The organism is Arthrobacter wenxiniae, from assembly GCF_013376105.1.
Classification (GTDB): Bacteria; Actinomycetota; Actinomycetes; order Actinomycetales; family Micrococcaceae; genus Specibacter; species Specibacter wenxiniae.
In genome coordinates this window covers 85,541-105,767 of sequence record NZ_JAAMFM010000002.1, presented here as the reverse complement: position 1 = coordinate 105,767, position 20,227 = coordinate 85,541, and the positions used below count along the sequence as shown (strand labels likewise).

Genomic DNA, 20,227 nt, shown 5'->3' with positions numbered 1-20,227 from the left:
CGGACATGAAAGTCACGCTGGAAAATATTGACCTGAAATATGGCGACAGCTACGCGGTCAGGGGCGTCAACGCCGAGATCGAGGACGGCCAGTCATTGGTCCTCTTGGGCAAGTCGGGCTGCGGCAAGACCACCACCATGCGCTGCATCGCCGGCCTGGAAACGCCGGCCCGCGGCCGCATCACCATCGGGGATCAAGTGGTGTTCGACAGTCAAAAGAACATCAACGTTCCTTCACACAAGCGAAACGTGGGCATGGTATTCCAGTCCTACGCCGTGTGGCCGCACCGGACCATCTTTGAGAATGTCGCGTTTCCCTTGCAGATGAAAAAGGTGGGCAAAAAAGAGATCACTCAACGGGTGGACGAAGCCCTGGTCATGGTGGGCCTGGACGGCTTCCAGAACCGCGGCGCCAGCCTCCTCTCCGGTGGCCAGATGCAGCGCGTGGCCTTGGCGCGGAGCCTGGTGATGCGCCCCAGCGTCCTCCTGTTGGACGAACCCCTTTCCAACCTGGACGCACGCCTGCGGGACCGCCTGCGGATTGAGCTGCGGGCCCTGCAACAAAAGCTCAACCTGACCTGCGTGTATGTCACGCATGACCAGGGCGAGGCGCTGGCCCTGGGCGACCGCATCGCCCTGATGCAGCACGGCAGGCTCGCCCAAGTGGGCACCCCCAACGACATTTACGAGAACCCGGCCAGCGCAACCATCGCCGACTTCCTGGGCGTCAGCAACATCTTCCCCGTCCACAAGAACGGACACCCGGGCGTCTACCGCCTGGCCGACCACCGCCTAGAACTTTCCACGGCGGAATACTCACTGGACGGCAATGCCATCGCGGCATGCATCCGTCCCGAGGACGTCATCGTCACCACGCAGCGCGCGGCAGGTGACGCCAACAGCTGGTCCGGAAAAGTCAAGGTGGCCAGCTACCAGGGTGCCGAGGTGCGGTACCTCATCGAGCTCGACGACGGACCCTCCATCGAGGCGCTCGTGTCACGTCGCGACTGCCCGGCTGCCGGGACCGGCGATCAGGTGTGGGTCAATGCGAGCCCCTCCGACATCCAGATCCTCCCGGCGGAGGTGGCCTGATGTCCGCCCTGACCACCAAACGCCCACGCGGGACGGAAATGAGCGCACAGCCGGCGCCGCAGCCTGGTGGGCCGGCCGGAAAGGACTACGGCCGGCACTTTGGCCGCCAGCTCCGCAAGTCCCTGCCGACGTGGTTCATGCTGGTCCTGCTGGCGGTGCTGATCCTCATGCCGATGGGACTGATCCTGTTCTCCGCGTTCAGCAGCTCCACGCCGCGCCCCGGCGCCATCGGACTGGGCGGGCTCACCCTGGAGAACTTCAAGGTCCTCACGTCTCCACAGTCCGTTAAGGCACTGGGCAACTCGGTCATCGTTGCGACCGCCTCCTCCGTTTTGGCCATGCTCATCGGGGCGGCGCTCGCCTTCCTCGCAGCACGGACCAACATCTGGGGCAAGGCCGTCATCTATTTCATCGGCATCTCCCCGATGTTCCTGCCGTCGCTGGTGGGTGCCCTGGCCTGGTCCCTGCTGGCCGGCCCGGCCACCGGCTACCTGAACCTGGTGACGCGGGCCGTGGGGCTGGGGAACCTGTTCAACATCTACTCCATGCCCGGCCTGATCCTGGTGCTGGCGCTGTACTACGCCCCCTACGCCTTCCTGCTGATCCACGGGGCCATGACGCTCATGAACCCGGACCTGGAGGAGGCGGCCAGCGTGCATGGCGGCTCACTGGGCAAGATCCTGCGCACCGTGACGTTTCCGCTGGTCACGCCCGCCTTGCTGGGATCGGGTGTGTTGATCTTCGCCCTGACCATGGAGAACTTCCCCGTGGCGCAGATGATCGGCACCCCTGGCCAAATCGAAACGCTGCCCACCTTCATCTACCGCCTCATGAACGCCGCCCCGGCGCGCGGCAACGAGGCCGCGGCAGTCGCCGTCGTACTCACGGTGCTGCTGATCGCCGTCACGGCCTTTCAGCAGCGCGTGGTGATGAAACGCAACTTCACCACGGTCTCCGGCAAGGGCATGAAGCCGCGGATGATGGACATTGGCAGGCTCCGCGGCGTGGGGCTGGCGTTCGCCCTGGTCTACTTTGCGCTGGCGATCGTGTTGCCGGTCATCGCCCTGCTTCTGGCGTCCCTGCAATCCTCGCCGTATGTTTCCAAGCTGGGCGAGTTGTTTCAAAAGGACTCCCTGTCCTTCTGGTCGCTGTTCCAGACACTGCAGGATTCCGCATTCTTGTACGCGGCGCGGAACAGCGTCCTGGTGTCCGTCTCCGTCGCGGTTCTGGGCACTGCGCTGGCGTTCTACCTCAGCTATCTGGTGTACCGAACCAAGGTGCCCGGCCGGAAGAGCCTGGAATTCGTGGCCATGCTGCCGCTGGCCATCCCGGCGATCGTCATGGGGCTTGGTCTGCTGTGGACATGGCTGATCCTGCCGGTGCCCGTCTACGGGACCATTTTGGTGCTGATCATCGCGTTCATTGCAATCTATCTTCCGCAGGGTTATCGCGGCATCAGCGCCAGCATCCTGCAGGTGGACAAGGACCTGGAGGACAGCGCAGTGCTGCTCGGATCGACCCGGGCCCGCGCGGTGGCTTATGTGACACTGCCCCTGATGAAGACAGGCGTGCTGTCCACCATCCTGCTGCTGCTCATGCTGGCCATGCGCGAACTGTCCGCGGCACTGTTCCTCTTCACCTCAAACACCCGCCTGCTGGCGATCGTGGTCTTCGACGACTACGACAACGGGGCGCTGCGGTCGGCCGCTTCCACCAGCCTCCTCTACATCCTGATCATTCTGGTCCTGGTGGTAGTCGCCAAGTCCTTTGGCGCCCGTTCAAGCAATGGAGGAAAATAATGAAACGCTCTATCAAAACCACGACCGCGGTCCTCGCCGCTGCCCTCCTGGCCGTCTCCGCCGCTGCGTGCAGCGCTCCACCGACTGTCACGCTGGTCAGCAAGGCGGAGTCGATCTCCACGACGTCGGACCTGGTAATCAACGGGCAAAAGGTCGCGGACAGCGCGTTGTTTGCCAAGGCCAAGGCGGAGGGCTCCATCACCCTCTACAGCGGCTACGTGGAAAACAGCGAGAAGGAGGTCATCAAGGCGTTCACGAAGGACACCGGGATCAAGGTCGACCTGGTTCGGCTGGTTCCCAACCGGCTTCTTGAACGGGTACTCAGCGAGCAGGGCGCCGGCAAGCTGGGCGCGGACGTCATCCGCATGTCCGAGTTCTCCTCCGTTTCCGCCATGAACAAGGCGGGTGCATTTACCGCACACAAGGTGCCGAACTACGGCCAGCTGGATGACACCGTCAAGTACGACGGCGGGAAGTTCTACCGTGTCTTTGACCCCGCCTTCACCTTTGCCTACAACACGGCGCTGGTCAGCGCAGCCGATGCACCCAAGTCCTGGCAGGACCTGCTGGATCCGAAGTGGAAGGGCAAGATCGGCACCACCCAGGTGGGAGCTGGCGGAAGCTCGGCGTCCCTGGTCCGGTTCCAGCGCAACGTCCTGGGGGATGACTATCTCAAGGGATATGCGGCACAGCAGCCCCGAATCTTCGACTCGTCGGGCGCGCAGCAGGAGAGCCTCTCCCGCGGTGAAATCCAGGTGGCCACGGGAGTGGTCAGCAGCGTCAACATCGCGGCTAGCAAGAACGCGCCCGTGAAGTTCGTTGTTCCCAAGGAAGGGTTCGCGCTATACGACTATTTCCTCGGCATGACCCCAACGGCCAAGCATCCCGCTGCGGCTCAGGTCTTCGTGAACTGGAACCTTAGCAAGCGCGGCGCCAGCGTCTTCGCGCAGCTGGGCGAATACCCTGCCGACGCCTCCGCGCCGGCACCGAAGGTCATGGGCATCCAGCTGCCGGCCATGAAAACAGGCCTCCCGCACCGCGGCATGCCCGACGACCTTGCCAAGAACGGCAAGGAAGACCAGGCGGTGTGGAACCAGATCTTCGGGTATGTCGGGTGATCCCGGACTGGCGGGACCAGCCGGGGGAGGCTGGTCCCGCCAGAGGCATTGTATGGGCACGGAGCCGGATACCGGACGGCCCTGGGCGCCGTGCACGTGTGGTCATGGAAGGAATCTCAGTGCTGGGGCCAGGTATTGTGTGGACATGGTCTAGCCGCTTGTGGAAGCGTGGCTTAGTCAGGCAGCCGGCAGCTTGGCGACCGGATGGAGTTGAGTCAAGGGGGAACTGCAATGTCCTGGTGCTGGCAGCCCACGAATTTTGGCAAGCGCGTCACTGGGGCTGGCGACTGGCAAGTCGTGCTGGACGGCACCGATCTGCGTCTACGCGATGCTGAGGCGACGACAACTGCCGACATGGTTGAGTTGGCGGACCCGACGTTCCACCGGGGAATTTTTTGGGGCACTGTCACCTTCGAATTGGGTACGCGCACCGTACGGCTGGCAGGGCTACGGAACCGGGGCGCGGCCAGCCTGGTCAAGGCCGTCAAGACTGCCATCGGCGACCACCGGGACTTGCTGTTGGCGGCAGAAGTCGTGGCGTGGGCGGACGCCCTGCAGGCCTCAATCGAGACCCAGTTCGCCGTAAAGGGATGGCTGACCCGCGATTTCAGGAACCACTGGCGCTCCGCCAGGCCAGAGGGCGACCTTGTCGCAATTCTGGGCAACCCCAGCCTTGCCCAGCGTCTTGGTGTGCAACAGGACAAGGTGCGGGACGCCGTCGTGCTTTGGAACGCGGAGCTGCGCGACTATCTAAGCACCCTCAATGAACGTCACCTGGCCAAGGAAGCAATGGCTGGCAAGGAATTCTTTGACAAGGTGGAGCGCTCCCCGCTCACGGTGGAACAGGTTCGGGCCGTGGTTTGCCTCGACAACCGGGTCCAGGTCATTGCCTCGGCCGGTTCTGGCAAGACCTCAACCATGGTCGCGAAAGCCGGGTATGTCCTGCACCGCAGTCTGGTGCCGGCGGAGAAGATCCTCCTGCTGGCGTTCAACACCGACGCCGCCCAGGAACTTGAGCAGCGGATCCGGGACAGGCTTGTCCCGCTCGGCCTAGATGCGGCAAACGTACAGGCGAAGACATTTCACGCCCTTGGCCTGGAAATCATCGGCCAGGCCACGGGGCGGAAACCCTCGCTGGCTCCTTGGATTAACGATGGTGCGGACCTTGAGAAACTCAAGGAGATTGTGGAAAGGCTCCGGGGCACCGAAGCAAAATTTCGCAAGCAATGGGACCTGTTTCGGCTGGTACTTGCCCGCGGCCTCCCGGAATTCGGCCATGAAAGTGACGATCCAACCGACTGGGACCCGAACAGCAAGTCTGCCGGGTTCAGGACGCTGCAAGGCGAGGTGGTCAAGAGCCATGGCGAGCGACTCATTGCCGACTGGCTTTTCTTCAACGGCGTGAGCTACGTCTATGAGCGGCCCTATGAGCATGAAACCGTGGACGCCACGCACGTGCAGTACCACCCCGATTTCTACTATCCGGACATCAATGTGTATCACGAACATTTTGCCCTCGACCGTAACGGCCACCCCCCGCCGGAGTTCACGGGCTATCTTGACGGCGTCAAATGGAAGCGCGCCGTCCACCGGAAGTTCGGGACCACCCTGATGGAAACCACCATGTCCGAGCTCTGGGACGGGCTGGCGTTGGATCGCCTTTCCGAGCAGCTCACAGCACGGGGAATTACGCTCGATCCAAACCCGGACCGACCCGGCTTCGGCCCAGTGCCGCTGAAGGACGAGCAACTCATTCGGATTTTTCGGACCTTTCTGATCCATGTAAAGAGCAACAGGCTCGGCGACGGCCAACTGCGCGAACGTGTCAAGGCGTGGTTGGGAACGCCGCTGCACTTTCGGCACAGTGTCTTCCTGAACCTCTTTGAACCCATCAGGGCCGCATGGGAGCAGGAACTTGTGGACGCGGACGTGATCGATTTTGAGGACATGCTCACGATGTCCGCGGACCATCTTGAAGCCGGCCATTGGGACGCCGGACATGAGCTGGTCATGGTGGATGAAATGCAGGACGCCAGCCACGCCCGGGCGCGGCTGGCACGGGCCCTGGTTGATGCACCCGGCCGAATGCTTTTCGCCGTCGGGGATGACTGGCAGAGCATTAACGGATTTGCCGGCGCCGATCTGTCGGTCATGACGGACTTTGCCCGCTGGTTTGGCGAAGGGGAAACCCTCAGGCTGGAACGGACCTTTCGGTCGCCACAGTCCATCTGCAATGTCTCAAGCAACTTCGTCCTGAAGAACCCTGCGCAGCTTCCTAAGCACGTGGTTTCGTCGGCCCCGGAATACTCATCCTCCATAGTTGCCGTTGCCGTCCAACGAGTCGATCAATATTCCCGCGCAGTTCGCGGCCACCTCGACAAGCTGTCCGACAGGGTTAGGTCCGGCGAAACCCCGACAGGCGCGTGCGGCCTGGTGACGGTCCTTGTCCTGTGTCGCTATCGGAAATTACTGCATGAGCTGCAGGCCGCCGTCAGGCCGAAGGGGCGCAGCAACAATGGCTGGGAGGGCCTGGATATCCGCTTCCACACCATCCACGGTTCGAAGGGGCTTGAGGCGGACTACGTCATTATTCCCGGATTGACCAAGGGAGCCTATGGCTTCCCCAGCACAATAGTTGACGATCCAGTCCTGCACCTGGCCATGCCAGCCGGCGATGTGTTCCCGCTCGCCGAAGAACGGCGTCTCTTCTACGTGGCGTTGACTCGGGCCAAACGCTCCGTGCTGCTTCTGACAGTTGCCGGTAAGGAATCACCGTTTCTCTTGGAACTCGTCAGAGACCACAACATTGCGGTGCTGGATGCCTCGGGCAAGGCCACATCCGCCATCCCCTGTCCGGCCTGCAAGAAAGGGAACCTGGTCCCGCGGACTGGAAAATTCGGCCCCTTCCTGGGGTGCAATCAATACCCTGCCTGCCGCCACACCCAGAAACCGGGAAAATTGGCGGAATAGTCTTTTGACAGCCAATAGCGGAAGCACCAGATTTCAAGTCTCCTCCCGTTAGTCTTTGTCGCACCCACCACATAGCCTGGCCTGGTGGACACAATTGATGGGGATGAAGGGCCGGAACTGCTGGCTGAGGGGCTCTACGAGCTGCTGCACACGAAGGATTTGGGGCGACGCTTAATAGCAGTGCCGGATCTGCAGGCCAGCATAGAAGGCGTGGGCGGGGACGATTCACCTCGGGCGCTGGCCAGACACGTCGCCTGCGCCGTTGAACAGCTCCTTATGGACACCAGGGAAGAAGACCGGGTCGCCAAGACCAACCAGATCCTGATGGTCATCAATCCAGACAATGAGGTCACACCTGGGCCGCTGCAACTTCGGTCCCTGCACCGTCCCGATGCACTCAAGCGCCGACAGCTGCGCCGTCCCGCCACGAGCCTTAGCGACAGCGCGCTGCTCACCAACGGCAAGGACGATCCCAATCTTGCTGCCGAGATCCGCGCCGAGATTGAATCGGCGGACTCAGTGGATCTACTTTGTGCCTTCATCCGGTGGACCGGCATTCGGCTCCTTGAACCGGCCCTTGAAAGGCTCAAGGAGCGTGGCGGGAAATTCCGTGTCATCACGACCACTTACATGGGCGCCACTGAGCGCAGGGCCATCGACCACCTCGTCAACAGCTACGGCGCCGAGGTCAAGATCAGCTACGAGACCCATTCGACCAGGCTGCACGCAAAGGCGTGGCTCTTCCACCGCAACACGGGCTACAACACGGCCTATGTTGGCAGCTCGAACCTGAGCCGGGCGGCCATGCTGGACGGTTTGGAATGGAACGTACGCCTCTCCAATATCGGAACGCCTGCGCTTCTGCAAAAGTTCGCCATCACCTTTGACAGCTACTGGGAGCAGCGTGCGTTCCAAAGCTACGATCCGGCCAAGGACGCAGACAAGCTGGACGCGGCTTTGCAACGCAACGGCGGCAAGCCGACGTCAGCGCCCTCCGGATACACCGGGCTGGAGGTTGAACCCTATCTGCACCAGGTTGAGATGTTGGAAGACCTTGACGCCGAACGTGCAAAAGGATTTCATCGGAACCTCATTGTGGCGGCAACGGGAACCGGGAAAACTGTCATCGCCGCACTCGATTACAAGCAACTCTGCGAAGCGGCCGCCCGGGACCTGACGTTGCTTTTTGTCGCCCATCGAAAGGAAATACTGGAGCAATCCCTCACGACTTACCGCAATGTCATGCAGGACGGTGCTTTTGGCGAACTCTTCGTCGGGGAGCACAAACCTGCACAGTGGACGCACGTGTTCGCAAGTGTCCAATCCCTCTCAGCCAAAAGCATCGGCGAGCTGCCCGCGGAGCGGTTTGACGTCGTGGTAATTGACGAGTTCCACCACTCAGCAGCCCCCACCTATCTCAAATTGATTGAGCACTTGAAGCCGTTGGAAATGCTCGGGCTGACCGCCACACCTGAGCGAGGCGATGGGGTCCACGTCGCGGATCTGTACTTCGACGGCCGTACGGCCAGTGAGCTGCGGCTCTGGGATGCGCTCGATGCCGACCTTCTTGTCCCGTTCCACTATTTCGGCGTCTCCGACGATGTCGACTTGAGCCATTTGGAATGGAAGCGCGGATCCTATGACCTGCAACAGCTGAGCGAGCTCTACACCGGCCACAGTGCGCGTGCCGCGAAGGTGATCCGGGAACTGCAGGACAAGGTCACGAGCACGCAGGATATGCGCGCCATTGGCTTCTGCGTCTCGGTGCAGCACGCGCAGTACATGGCGCAGGTGTTCAACCAAGCCGGCATTGCGTCGGTCGCGGTGTCGGGCCAGACGGACGACGGCGAACGCGCCCTTGCGCTCCGGCGGCTGCGCGGTCGCGAGATCAATTGTATTTTCGCCGTCGATCTATTCAATGAGGGCCTCGACTTGCCGCAGGTGGACACGATTCTCCTGCTGAGGCCGACACAGAGCGCCACAATCTTCATTCAACAACTGGGCCGTGGGCTCCGGCGCGCGCCTGACAAGGCCGTGCTCACGGTGCTGGACTTCATCGGCCAGCAACACCGCGAGTTTCGCTTCGACATCCGCTACCGCGCAATGACGGGGTACGGGCGGAAGCGGCTTGAGAAGGCCGTGGACGACGATTTCCCGTTCCTGCCTTCCGGTTCCCAAATTGTTCTTGACCGCGTGGCCAAAGATGTTGTGCTGACAAACCTGAGGACCCAGCTGAATCTGAACAAGCCGAAGCTGGCGGCAGACATCAAGTCCTACGCAGAGTTGCTGCTGGCGAATTACCTGGAAAAGTCTGGAAACGAAGTCAAGACCATCTACAAGACCACCAAGAACTCCTGGACCGAATACCTGCGTCTGGCAGGACTCATCGAAGGCTTGTCTCCGCTGGAGGCACTGGCTGCGGGAAAGTTTGACCAGCTGTCTCAGGCTGAAGAGAAGAAACTTCTGGGCAGAATGGCGGCCTTGATCCATGTGGACGACCAGGAACGCGCGGATGTCTATTCGATGCTCGTTTCCGCTGACGGGCCTTTGTACGCGGACCTGGGGCCCCGTGAGCAGGTATTCGCCCGGATGCTCTTCTTCACGTTGTGGGACGACGCCGGCGGATTCACGTCGTATGATGAAGGCTTTGCCCACCTCCGAAGCTATCCGTATGTTTGCAGCGAGATCCAACAGGTCGTCGCGTTGGGAGCCGCGGCGTCCAAGCGGGCCGGCAGGAGCCTCGGCATGGCGTATGCGAGCATCCCGTTGTTTTCGCACGCGACCTATCGGCGCGAAGAGATTTTGGCGGCACTGCAGTACGGATCCTTGGAGACGGGGAAGAACGTCAAACACCGCGAGGGTGTGGCGTGGTGCCCCCGAACGAGGACTGATGCATTCTTCGTGACCCTGCACAAGGACGAGGCAAACCACTCCGCCACGACCATGTACAAGGACTACGCGATCAGTCCCGAGCTTTTCCACTGGGAGTCGCAGAACAATACCTCACCAGCAAGCACGGTTGGCCGCCGCTACCTTGACCATAAGACGCACGGGTCACAGGTCCTGCTGTTCACCCGTGACACCGCAGAGGATGAAACCGGGCTGACGGTGCCGTATACCTGCCTTGGCCAAGTCGACTACGTCCAGCACAAGGGCGAGAAGCCGATCGCGATTACCTGGAAGTTGCACCGACCGATGCCCGCGGACGTGTTCGCGGACGCGGCGGCGGTGGCCCAATAGCCCAATGGCAGAAATTACTTTGGACTGCCGTTGTTTGCCTGACAATTACGGATGCGGGCCGCGGCGCTGAGGGCGTCCTATCCACGCATTGATGTGCTGGCGAACAACGCCGGTGGCACCATGGGCCGCAGGGCATTGACCGCAGATGGGAACGAGATAATGTTTCTGGTCAACCATCTGGCCCGTTCCTACTCACCCGGCTGCTCCAGGACGTACTGTTGGCCAGCCAGGCGCGCGTCATCAACACCTCCAGCGTGGCACACAAACTCTTCGGCAGGTTGGACATCAACGATCTCGACCCGGCGAAAAAGTACTCTGCCAACAGGGCCTACGGCAGCGCCAAGCTGGCGAACATCCCCTTTACCAAGGAACTCCACCGGCGCTTCAACAGCCACGACCTGACCACGGCCGCGTTCCACCGGGGCGGGGTCGCCACTGATTTCTCCGCCGGGTCTGCCAGTTACATGAGGTTCCTCTACGAAAGCGGAATGCGTTCCTACATGCTGACAGCTGCCCGGGGCGCCCTGACACTGATCTGGCGGCCAATTGGCCAGCCCGGCCTCGACTGGCAATCCGGCGATTACGATGCCACGCGCAAACCCGACCGCGCCAGCCGCCGGGCCAACGATGCCGCTCTGGCCGCCCAGCTGTGGGACCGGAGCGAGGAACTCGTGGGGAAGTGGCTTCAGTGAAAGGACGACGCTGGCAGCCCACCTCTCCCGTGCAGCGGCGGTCGGGCCGAGACACCTTGTCATGTACTGGTTAGTAGCCAACTTGCCTGTCAAAGTAGTGCCGTACCCGCTTCTTCAGGAGGACCGCTGTGACCGTTCGAGACAACACCAACCGCCGGCTCAAGGAAGTTCTGGACATCATGGCCGCGGGGTCGTGGGAGGACCAGAAGCCCAACGGGGGAGAGGTCCTGGCCGAGGCCGTGGCCCGCATCCCGTTCACCAAGGAAGAGTCTGAACTGCTCAGCGGCGGCATTCCCCGTGGTCACAAGAACCTCACCAAGGCCACGGCCGATCTGGTCAAGGCAGGCTGGATGACCAAGGGCCGCGGCGGCTGGGAAATCACCGAAGACGGGCTCAAGGCAACCGTCGCCTTCAAGACGGCCGATGCGTTGACGGCCGCCCTGGCTGAGGGCACACCCGTTCCCGCGGACACGCCACTGCCCACGAAGCCCGTAGCCACGAAGGCCCCGGCAAGGAAGGTCGCCACCAAGACCGCGGCAACCGCCAAAGCCGCGCCCGCCAAAGCCGCGCCCGCCAAAGCTGCTCCTGCCAAGGCTGCGCCAGCGAAGACGTCAGCCAAGGCACCTGCCGCGGCGCCCGCCGTCGTGCATAAGGACCAGCCAGCCTCAGTGGCACTGGCCGGCGACTTCGGCACCATCCTGGGCGCCCTCGTGAACTGGGACCCTGCCCACGACAGCGTGCAGATGAAGCTCGACGCCAAGCGCGGTACCTGGAAGCTGACCGCGGACCTGCCGCCCGGCCGGTACAGCTACAAGGCCGTGGTGAACGGTTCCTGGGAAGAGAACTACGGTGCGTTTGGCCTGCTGGACGGCGCCAACCACGAGTTCGAGCACACCGGCGGCGAAGTCACGTTCCACTACGACCACGCCACGAAGGACGTGCTGCGGGGCTGATTTCGACAAGCTCAATCACCGGGGGCCTGGGTCTCGACGCGCTCGCAGAGCTCGCTGCTCGACCGCCGGAGTTTCGGCAGGCTCGACCACCGGAGATTCGGCGGACTCGACCACGGGATCTACCCGTGAAGCTGTCGGTACGCGTAGGCCGCCGCGGGGTGGAGCGGCAGGCCTGCCGTGTTGATCAAGGTCTCGGGGCTCAGGAACTGGATGCCCAGGCTGGATTTCGGGATAAGCTCCCGGGCGTGCTCGACCAGCAGTAGCACGGTCTGCCGGACCATGTCCGCGTTGAGGTCCGCCCGGCACAGCAACAAGTTCGCCACGCCAATCGTGTTGACGGACGGTGTCCCGCTGTAGCTGTTTTCCGGTATCGCCGCGTGTTCGTAGAAGTCCCCGTAGCTGGCCGTCAGCTGCGGAAGCAAGCCGGCCAGATCCAGGAACCGAAGGCCCACCCTCTGGTTGGCCGCGGTGATGGCCGCCGTGGGCAATCCGCCCGACCACATCAACGCATCGATGGCGCCTTGCTGAAGGGCGGTCAGTCCATCGTTCAGCCCAAGCTGGTGCTGCCCTGCGGGACTCTTTGAACCCGGCCCCAGACCTGCGGCGGCGATGACACGGCCCGCCGTGAGCGCGGTCCCCGAGCCGACGGCGCCCGTCCCCACTGTCTTGCCGGCCAGGTCCACGAACACACGGATGTGGCTGTCCTTGCGCACGATGCAGTGGAGATAGTTCTCATAGACCTTGCCCACGGCGACAACGCGTCCCGGGGTCGCAGCCATGAGCGCCGCGGCGGTGTCAGCCAGGACCGGACCCAGCGCGGCCGCACCGGAGAGAATGCGCTGGAAATTATCGGCGCTGCCGCCCGTGGACAGGGTTGCGGCCGTTCCTGCCACGCCATGACGCTGCAGGGACGCGGCCAGCAGTGCGGCAAATTCAAGATAGAAGCCGCCGGGTTCGCCGCCGGCCACCACGGCGTGATCCAGCGGCGGCCTTGGCGCGCACGCCGAGAGCGCCGGGAGGAGCGCCGCGGACAGGCCGGCGGCGAATTTGAAGACCTGGCGGCGGGTTGGCGGTTGGGTGTCTGGGTCTCGACGCGCTCGTGGGGCTCGCTGCTCGACCACCGGGAAGGGCTCCATCATCGGGCGCCTGGGTCTCGACGCGCTCGCGGGGCTCGCTGCTCGACCAGCGGTTGGGTCCCTGGGTCTCGACGCGCTCGCGGGGCTCGCTGCTCGACCAGCGGGACCAGCGGGAACGCCAGGGTGGTCCGCAGGCCGTGCGGCTCGCGGGTGCCCAGCACCAGCCGTCCGCCGTTGGCTTCGGCCAGCTTGTCGACAATGGTCAGCCCGAGGCCGGTGCCCCGAATGTCCCGGTGGTCGGGGGACCGCCAAAACCGTGTAGTGCCCAAGGCGAGGTCACCGGGGGACATGCCGGGGCCGTCGTCGGACACGTCAATGTCCACGGTGTTGGGATGGGCCGTTACGGAGACTTGGACGTGGCCGCCAGCGGCGTACTTGATGGCATTTTCCAGCAGCTCGCCCACCATTTGGGCCAGCTCAAGGGGGTTGCAGTTCACATAAACGTCGGCCTCCGGCGGCGGGCCGAGCGCCAGCACCGTCCCGTTGCGGCCGGCTGCGGCCGAGGCGCGCTCCAGTTCCTCCTGCACAGTGAGGTACGGGTTGGCGCGGCCTTGCTCAGAGCCGGCTGCCGGGCCCACGGCCTTCCCGGCTGCGCCCTCAAAGGCCCGGTTTTCCGCCGTGGCCAGCATCAGCACGCCGTCCAGGAGTTCCTCCACGCGGTCCAGCTCCGCCGTGACGGCAGAGATGGTGCCGGGATCAGTGGAGCCCTTGAGCTCGAGCTGCAAGAGGTCCACCCGCAGCCGCAGCGCGGCCACGGGATTGCGCAGCTGGTGCGAGGTGTCCGCGATCAGCTGCCGCTGCTGGTCGAGGCTGCCCTGGACCGCCGCGGCCATGGTGGTCAGCGAGCGGCTGAGCTTACGCAGCTCCGGCGGGCCGTCCTGGGGCAGGCGCCGCATGGACCCGGTTTCCTCCAGTTCCAGCACTGCGGAATTGAGCCGGTGGATGGGCCGCAGCACCCACCGGGACACCCGGGCGGCCCCGAACAGCAGGGCCACTTCAAGGATGGTGGCGGCGGCAAGGACCCCCAGCCACATCGCCCGTAGCTTGCCCTGCGCCGCGCCGGCGTCGATCTCCAGGACCACTTCACCCATGACCTGGTTGGCGGTGCCGAACGATCGCGACACGAGCATGGCGTTCGGGCCAAAGGGGCGCAGCGGCGCCAGCTTGGTCAGGCTCAGGTTCAAGCTCGCGTTGAACAGGGCGTCCTTGACGTCCGCCCGGTTCGGGTCCAGCCGGCCGGACACCATCATGCGGTCCTGGGAGCGGACCAGGACGCCCTCGCCGTACAGGCCCGAGTAGGCGTCCATCGCCGTCTGCAGCCCAGCCCAATCGTTGCTCGACGCTGCATCCGCCGCAACCTGCGAAAAACGGTTGAGCGAGGCAACCCGGTTGATTTCCAGGTCCTGGGTCAGCGCCCGGCTGCCAGCGCTCAGGATGGAAAACGCCAAGCCCAGGACCAGCAGCACGGACAGGAGCCCAAGGACCCCGAGCACGCGGACCCTCACGCCGGGTTCGCCTCGAAGCGGTAGCCCACGCCGCGGACGTTGACGATGTATCCGGGCCGGTCCAGCTTGGCGCGCAGGCCGGTCAGGTGGACGTCCAGAGAACGGGAGGCCGCCACGAACGCGTCGCCCCAGAGCGCGTCCATGATTTGTTCGCGCGTGGCGATGGAACCGCCGTGCTCGACCAGGAGGGCCAGCAGGTCAAACTCAGTGGCCGTCAGGCCGAGGGGCCGGCCGTACAGCTCGGCAGTGCGGTGGTCCAGGTTGATGACGACGGCGCCGGCCGTGAGCTGGCTGCTCTTGGGGGCGGCACGGCCGATCCGCCGGCCAACGGCCTCGATCCGGGCCAGCAGCTCCGCGAGCTTGACGGGCTTGACCAGGTAGTCGTCCGCGCCCAGCCGCAGGCCGCGGACCACGCTGCGTTCATCGTCCCGGGCTGTGAGGATGATGATCGGGGCCAGGGTCACCTGGCGCAGCTTCCGCAGAACGTCCAGGCCGTCCATGTCCGGCAGCCCCAAATCGAGCAGGACCATATCCGCCCTGCGGTGCTGCAGCAGCGCGTCGCTGCCCCGGAACACCCGGGCCGCCCGGTGCCCGGCGGAACTGACGGCCGCAAGCAGGGCGGAAGCAACGGCGTCGTCGTCCTCAACGATGAGCAAGTCCATGCTTCGGTCCTCTTCGGCAGTGCTATGGGATTTCGACAGCCTCAATCACCGGGGCCAGGGTCTCGACGCGCTCGCAGAGCTCGCTGCTCGACCACCGGTTGGGTCCCTGGGTCTCGACGCGCTCGCAGAGCTCGCTGCTCGACCACCGGTTTGCGACAGGCTCAATCCCCGGGCCCATGCTACCGGGTGGCGACGTCGTCCAGGGCGGGGGTGCCGGCTTCGTGCTTGGAATCCAGCAGTTCGGCCTCGATGTGGGAGGTCTTGGAGGACTCGCCCATGCGCCAGTAGACAATGAAGCTGACGGCGATGCAGGAGGCCACGTAGTAGTAGAAGACCGGCTCGAGCCCGATGTTCTTCAGGCCCAGGGCAATGAATTCCGCGGTGCCGCCGAAGACCGCCACGGTGAGCGAGTAGGGCAGCCCGACGCCCAGGGCGCGGATTTCCGTCGGGAACAGTTCGGCCTTCACGATCGCGTTGATGGATGTGTAGCCGGTGACGATGACCAGCCCCACCATCATGAGCAGGAATGCGCCCACGGGGTTCTTCATCCCCTGCATGAGCAGGAAGAGGGGGACCGTGAGGAGGGTGCCGAGGATGCCGAAGCCGAGCAGCAGCGGGCGGCGGCCCACCCTGTCCGAAAGCGCGCCGGCCACGGGCTGCAGGACCACGAACGCCAGCAGCGCGAAGAAATTGATCCAGCTGACAGTGGATTTGTCTATGCCTACGGTGTTGACCATGAACTTCTGCATATAGGTGGTGTAGGTGTAGAACGCGACGGTGCCGCCCATGGTGAGCCCGACGACGGTCATGACCGCCTTGGGGTGTTGCATCAGGATCCGGAGGGTGCCGGCCTTGGCACTGGATTCCTGGCTCAGCTTGGTGAACTGGTCCGATTCGTCCATGGTGCGGCGCAGCCACAGGACGGTCAGGGCGAAAATGGCGCCCAGCACGAACGGGATCCGCCAGCCCCAGGACTTCATGTCCGCCTCGCTGAGGATTTGTTGCAGGACGATCTGGACGCCCAGGGCAATCAACTGCCCGGCGATGAGCGTGACGTACTGGAAGCTGGAGTAGAAGCCGCGGCGGCCGCTGCTGGCCATTTCCGACAGGTACGTGGCCGAGGTGCCGTACTCGCCGCCGAGGGAGAGGCCCTGGACCAGGCGTGCGACCACGAGGATGACCGGTGCCCACACGCCGATGCTGTCGTAGCCGGGAGTGCACGCAATGATCAGCGAGCCGGCGGCCATGACCGTGATGGATAGGGTCAGCGCGGCGCGGCGGCCGTGGCGGTCGGCATACCGGCCCAGGATCAGGCTGCCGAGCGGGCGCATCAGGAAGCCGACGGCGAAGATGGCAGCAGTGTTCAGCAGCCTCGAGGTGGGGTCGCCCGACGGGAAGAATGCGGATGAAAAGTACACGGCAAAGGCTGCGTACACGTACCAGTCGTACCACTCGATCAGGTTCCCTACCGAGCCTTTGAAAATGTTGCCCGTGATGCGTCGCGACGTTGCGCGCTCACTGGCCTTTGCGTTGTCCACTGATGCTCCTCGTAGTCTGGGATTCGGCCCCTTGGTGTTGCGGGGGCACAAGCCAAGCTATGCGTGATCCAGAGCACATCAAAGGGGAATGGGGGTTTCCTAACGGTTTCTTAGGTTTGCTTGGCCTTGGGTGGGCAGGTCTCTGCGAACTCCCCGCCACTGGTAGAGCAGCGAGCTTTGCCAACGCGTCGAGACCCAGAGGCGTCGGCCCATTGCGCCCGTCAAAATTCGGCGGCCGGCCCTGATGCCGACCGGGCGAATGAGTGGAAAAACATCTTAGAATTTATCTTCTAGAATGGATTGAATCTGTAGTACATAGGGTGTAAAATCTGTGGTATGGACGAGCCGGTTTGTGACCCCGGCAACGGGGGGCTTCCCGCCACGCAGGATGTGGCGGCACTGATCTCCGCCCTGTCCCTTCCCTCCATTGAACCCTTTGGCCCCGACAATGCCGAGCTGGCTGGACTGCCGCCGTACACGCGGCATCCGGCCCCGAATCCGGAACCCGCGTCGCGGGTCTCGGTTGCCCGGGCCGTGCACGACGCCGCGGTGGCCACTTTAGCTGCGTTGAAGTGCCTGGAGGACCGGACGGCGGCCTGCAAGGCGGCCGCCGTCGCCAGGCTGCTGGGCGCCGCGGATGTGGAGGCGGCCGCGCTGGCACTGGATCCGTGGCAGTCCGGGCTGGGGGAGACCACCGCGACGGCGGAAATCGCCACCACCTTGTGTATAGCGCAGGGCTCCGCGACCGCCCTGGCCCACCAGGCCGCCGACCTCGCCACCCACCCAGAGACGCGCGACGCCCTTATGAAGGGGGTCCTGTCCTGGCGGCACGCCTGCACCATCCTCGCCGAGACCCGCACCCTGGCCGACACCCCCGGCGCGCAGCAGTCCGACGTGGCAATATTCGAGGCGGACCTGCTCGCTGCCGCGCCCGGGACGACCGGGGGCGGGTTCGCGTCACGGGCCCGGCGAATGCGGGAGGGCATGCACCCGGAAACCCTCACCACCCGGATGCGCGAAGCCATCACGAAACGGTCCCTGAGTATTGACCCCGGCAAGGACGGGATGGCGTGGCTGACCCTTCACCTTCCGGCCCCGGCAGCGCACGGCGCCTTGGTCCAGTGCACCCGCCTGGCCCGCGCCCAACAGGGCCCCGACGAAAACCGCACCCTCGACCAGCTTCGCGCCGACACCGCCGCGATCCTGCTCCTCGGCCAAGCGCTCCCCGACGCGTGCACTGCCGCAGGCATGGGAACAGGCTCTGGCGACTGCTCCGGCGCCAGAGCCGGCGCAGGCATGGGCACTGCTGCCGGCTTCGCCGGGGACGGCTCCAACCGTGGCGGCACCGCCGGCAACGGCGGCGGCAACGCACGTGCCATCGGCGTCCCGATCGGCGACATGATCACCGATCTGGCTGCGGCCATTCAGGACGGGGTGGTCGAAGGGATCGGCGAGGACCCTGTCCGCGACTACTTCGAGCAGTTGGAAGCCACCCGGAACGGGGCGGCGATCACGGAGCCGCCGCTGCCGGCAGCGCAGGTCATCATCACCGTGCCGGTCCTGGGCCTGCTCGGCATCACGAACGAACCGGCCGAACTCGCAGGGCACGGACCCATCCCCGAAGACATCGCCCGCAGACTCCTCAACAATGCCGGCACCTTCCTGCGTGTTCTCACCGACCCCATCACAAACATTCCGTTGAAGGAACTGCCGCCGGACCGGTACCGCCTCCGTGAGGCCGAGAAGACCCTGCTGCGTGCGTTGAACCAGACGTGCTCGTTTCCGAACTGCACCAACCCCGCCCTGGACACCGAAATCGACCACATCATCCCTTACTCCGAGGGCGGGTCCACCACAGTGGACAACCTTCATCCCGGATGCCGTCGTCATCACGCACTAAAACACTTCCGTGACGACAAGGACAGGCACGGTCGGTACCGTCAGGACCTGGACCCTGACCGTGCCGGCATCAAGCTGCGCGGCTGGAAGGCATCCACCACACCCGACGGGCGCGTCGCCTGGACCTCACCTTCGGGCAAATACCACCCGCCACAGCAACGCAAGACCCGGCCGCCCGCCTACCCGAAATGGCTCAAGAAGCGCATCGCCAAGAAACTCAACGGCACCCACCGCAACGAGACGGCAGCAGGAGCGACAGCCGGCACAGCACGGCGCTTCGATTTCAACCACAGTCCGCTCGAAAACCTCATCGAATACACCATCAAGCCCCACCCAGTAAAAGAAAACTGACGGGATTTCAACAAGCTCAATCACCGGTCTGCCGGTTCCAGTGCCAGTCACCGGTGCCAAGCTCAGGCGCCAAGCTCATGCGCACCCGCGCTTGCCCTCGGTGTCCACCTGTTCCAGGGTCGGCAGCCCGTGGAAGGAGACAGCGGGGACCACCCACGGGGACCGTCACCGCCTGGTCTCCCGAATCGGGGGAGGAGCAGGCGGGCATTGGCAACGCCGTCCTGCCTGGCAGCGGCAATAATGCCGATCCGCATGGTTCCAGGGGGTTGGCGAAATCGGGGAAACGCGTCTAGGCGTTTGTCAGGCCGTCAGTGTCTCCACGGAAGGCATCGAGACCCTGTGCCGTGAACGGTCCGGACCACTTAGCCGGCGACTGATGGAACAATGGAACCACCATGGGACCACTTAGCCGGCAACAACTGCAGACGACCGAGCCGCGACGGGGCCAGGCTCGCTACCAAGTCATCGCCGCCGACCTGGCGCGCCGCATCGCGTCTGGCGAGTGGCTGGTGGGCGGCTTCCTGCCTTCGGAACCGGGCCTGGCCGCCGAGTACGGCGTCTCCCGGGAAACGCTGCGCAGCGCGCTGCGGCAGGTCGAGGCCCAGGGATTGGTCGGCCGGCGCAAGGGGCAGGGGACCCGCGTCATCCGCCCCACGCCCGTCACCGAGTTCTCCTCACGGCTGGCCTCCATCGACGACCTTGTCAGCTACGGCCAGACCGCGGTGCGCAGCGTCCTGCACGTCGAGGATGTCACCCTTGACGCCCAAACCGCCCGGCTCACGGGCCTGCCCGCCGGCGGCGGCTTCATCCGGGTGACCACCACCCGCCAAAGCGAAACGGATGCCATGAGGGTCGAGTCGTGGTCGCGCATCTACGTGTCCGCCGATGACTGGGAGCTCATCCAGGCCGACATCCACGGCAGCGAACGCCTCGTCGCGGACCTCATCTGCGCCAAGACTGACCGCACGATTGACCGTGTAGTCCAGCGCATCCGCGCCACAACCGTGCCGACCGAAGCTGCCGCCGCCCTCGACCGTCCCATCGGCGCGCTGGCGCTGGAATTCACCCGCCAATACATGGACCGCAACGACGGCCTCTTCGTCGTCGTGGTCAGCTTGCACCCCGGCGACACATTCGTCTACGAAACCATTCTCGAACCCCGCTGACGCGGCGTCGCAAAACCCTCAAAATCGAAAAAGTTCCGTGCCTTCGCGCGGCACTGCGGCCCACTTTCGCGGGCTACCACGCCGCACCGTGCCCGCCTTCGCCGCCG

General features: G+C 64.2%; 13 protein-coding genes. 9 read left to right on the top strand and 4 right to left on the bottom strand.

The window, feature by feature from the left end; all coding sequences use genetic code 11:
* Nucleotides 1-5: 5 nt before the first annotated feature.
* The 7 genes from G6034_RS02175 to G6034_RS02145 all read left to right on the top strand — a co-directional run bounded on the left by G6034_RS02175 (nucleotide 6) and on the right by G6034_RS02145 (nucleotide 11,863).
* Complete coding sequence (locus G6034_RS02175; RefSeq protein WP_176633461.1) at nucleotides 6-1,091, top strand: ABC transporter ATP-binding protein; 1,086 nt, start codon at nucleotides 6-8, stop codon at nucleotides 1,089-1,091.
* Between the two features lie 38 nt (nucleotides 1,092-1,129).
* Entirely contained in the window at nucleotides 1,130-2,890 is a 1,761-nt protein-coding gene (locus G6034_RS02170) for an ABC transporter permease (RefSeq protein ID WP_218063474.1), read from the top strand.
* Entirely contained in the window at nucleotides 2,890-4,008 is a 1,119-nt protein-coding gene (locus tag G6034_RS02165; RefSeq protein WP_176633460.1) for an ABC transporter substrate-binding protein, read from the top strand. The genes G6034_RS02170 and G6034_RS02165 overlap by 1 nt, the downstream gene beginning before the upstream one ends.
* A 231-nt stretch (nucleotides 4,009-4,239) precedes the next feature.
* Nucleotides 4,240-6,978 carry a UvrD-helicase domain-containing protein gene (locus tag G6034_RS02160; RefSeq protein WP_176633459.1) on the top strand — a complete coding sequence of 913 codons (2,739 nt, stop codon included), beginning with the start codon at nucleotides 4,240-4,242 and terminating at the stop codon, nucleotides 6,976-6,978.
* Between the two features lie 120 nt (nucleotides 6,979-7,098).
* Nucleotides 7,099-10,218, top strand: coding sequence for a DEAD/DEAH box helicase (locus G6034_RS02155; protein ID WP_218063490.1), 3,120 nt, complete (start codon nucleotides 7,099-7,101; stop codon nucleotides 10,216-10,218).
* A gap of 218 nt (nucleotides 10,219-10,436) precedes the next feature.
* A complete protein-coding gene (locus G6034_RS02150) occupies nucleotides 10,437-10,910 on the top strand; it encodes a Rossmann-fold NAD(P)-binding domain-containing protein (protein WP_176633458.1) in 474 nt (157 codons plus the stop codon).
* A gap of 128 nt (nucleotides 10,911-11,038) precedes the next feature.
* Entirely contained in the window at nucleotides 11,039-11,863 is an 825-nt protein-coding gene (locus tag G6034_RS02145; RefSeq protein WP_343037898.1) for a pullulanase X25 domain-containing protein, read from the top strand.
* A 119-nt stretch (nucleotides 11,864-11,982) separates the two neighbouring features.
* On the opposite strand, the gene G6034_RS02140 is transcribed toward G6034_RS02145, so the two are convergent.
* From G6034_RS02140 to G6034_RS02125, 4 genes are all read right to left on the bottom strand, one after another.
* The gene (locus G6034_RS02140) at nucleotides 11,983-12,999 is read right to left on the bottom strand and encodes a TAXI family TRAP transporter solute-binding subunit (RefSeq protein ID WP_176633638.1); all 1,017 of its coding nucleotides are present in this window, start codon (nucleotides 12,997-12,999) and stop codon (nucleotides 11,983-11,985) included.
* Entirely contained in the window at nucleotides 12,999-14,033 is a 1,035-nt protein-coding gene (locus G6034_RS02135) for a sensor histidine kinase (protein ID WP_425485448.1), read from the bottom strand. Before G6034_RS02135 ends, G6034_RS02140 begins: the two co-directional genes overlap by 1 nt.
* 467 nt (nucleotides 14,034-14,500) lie before the next feature.
* Nucleotides 14,501-15,166: a response regulator transcription factor gene (locus tag G6034_RS02130; protein WP_176633456.1), complete on the bottom strand. Its 666-nt coding sequence runs from the start codon at nucleotides 15,164-15,166 to the stop codon at nucleotides 14,501-14,503.
* 179 nt (nucleotides 15,167-15,345) lie between these two features.
* Entirely contained in the window at nucleotides 15,346-16,704 is a 1,359-nt protein-coding gene (locus G6034_RS02125) for an MFS transporter (protein ID WP_176633455.1), read from the bottom strand.
* Nucleotides 16,705-17,040: 336 nt separating this feature from the next.
* On the opposite strand from G6034_RS02125, the gene G6034_RS02120 reads away from it, so the two are divergent.
* On the top strand, nucleotides 17,041-18,954 hold the full coding sequence (locus tag G6034_RS02120; protein ID WP_176633454.1) for an HNH endonuclease signature motif containing protein: 1,914 nt from the start codon (nucleotides 17,041-17,043) through the stop codon (nucleotides 18,952-18,954).
* 395 nt (nucleotides 18,955-19,349) lie between these two features.
* Nucleotides 19,350-20,120, top strand: a complete 771-nt coding sequence (locus G6034_RS02115) for a GntR family transcriptional regulator (RefSeq protein ID WP_176633453.1) — start codon at nucleotides 19,350-19,352, stop codon at nucleotides 20,118-20,120.
* The last annotated feature ends 107 nt before the right edge of the window (nucleotides 20,121-20,227 follow it).

Bases quoted from the DNA above. Each gene is read 5' to 3' on its own strand.
- G6034_RS02175 (WP_176633461.1), top strand. From the start codon at position 6: ATGAAAGTCACGCTGGAAAATATTGACCTGAAATATGGCGACAGCTAC.
- G6034_RS02170 (WP_218063474.1), top strand. From the start codon at position 1,130: ATGAGCGCACAGCCGGCGCCGCAGCCTGGTGGGCCGGCCGGAAAGGAC.
- G6034_RS02165 (WP_176633460.1), top strand. From the start codon at position 2,890: ATGAAACGCTCTATCAAAACCACGACCGCGGTCCTCGCCGCTGCCCTC.
- G6034_RS02160 (WP_176633459.1), top strand. From the start codon at position 4,240: ATGTCCTGGTGCTGGCAGCCCACGAATTTTGGCAAGCGCGTCACTGGG.
- G6034_RS02140 (WP_176633638.1), bottom strand. From the start codon at position 12,999: ATGGAGCCCTTCCCGGTGGTCGAGCAGCGAGCCCCACGAGCGCGTCGA.
- G6034_RS02135 (WP_425485448.1), bottom strand. From the start codon at position 14,033: ATGTGGCTGGGGGTCCTTGCCGCCGCCACCATCCTTGAAGTGGCCCTG.
- G6034_RS02130 (WP_176633456.1), bottom strand. From the start codon at position 15,166: ATGGACTTGCTCATCGTTGAGGACGACGACGCCGTTGCTTCCGCCCTG.
- G6034_RS02120 (WP_176633454.1), top strand. From the start codon at position 17,041: ATGGACGAGCCGGTTTGTGACCCCGGCAACGGGGGGCTTCCCGCCACG.
- G6034_RS02115 (WP_176633453.1), top strand. From the start codon at position 19,350: ATGGGACCACTTAGCCGGCAACAACTGCAGACGACCGAGCCGCGACGG.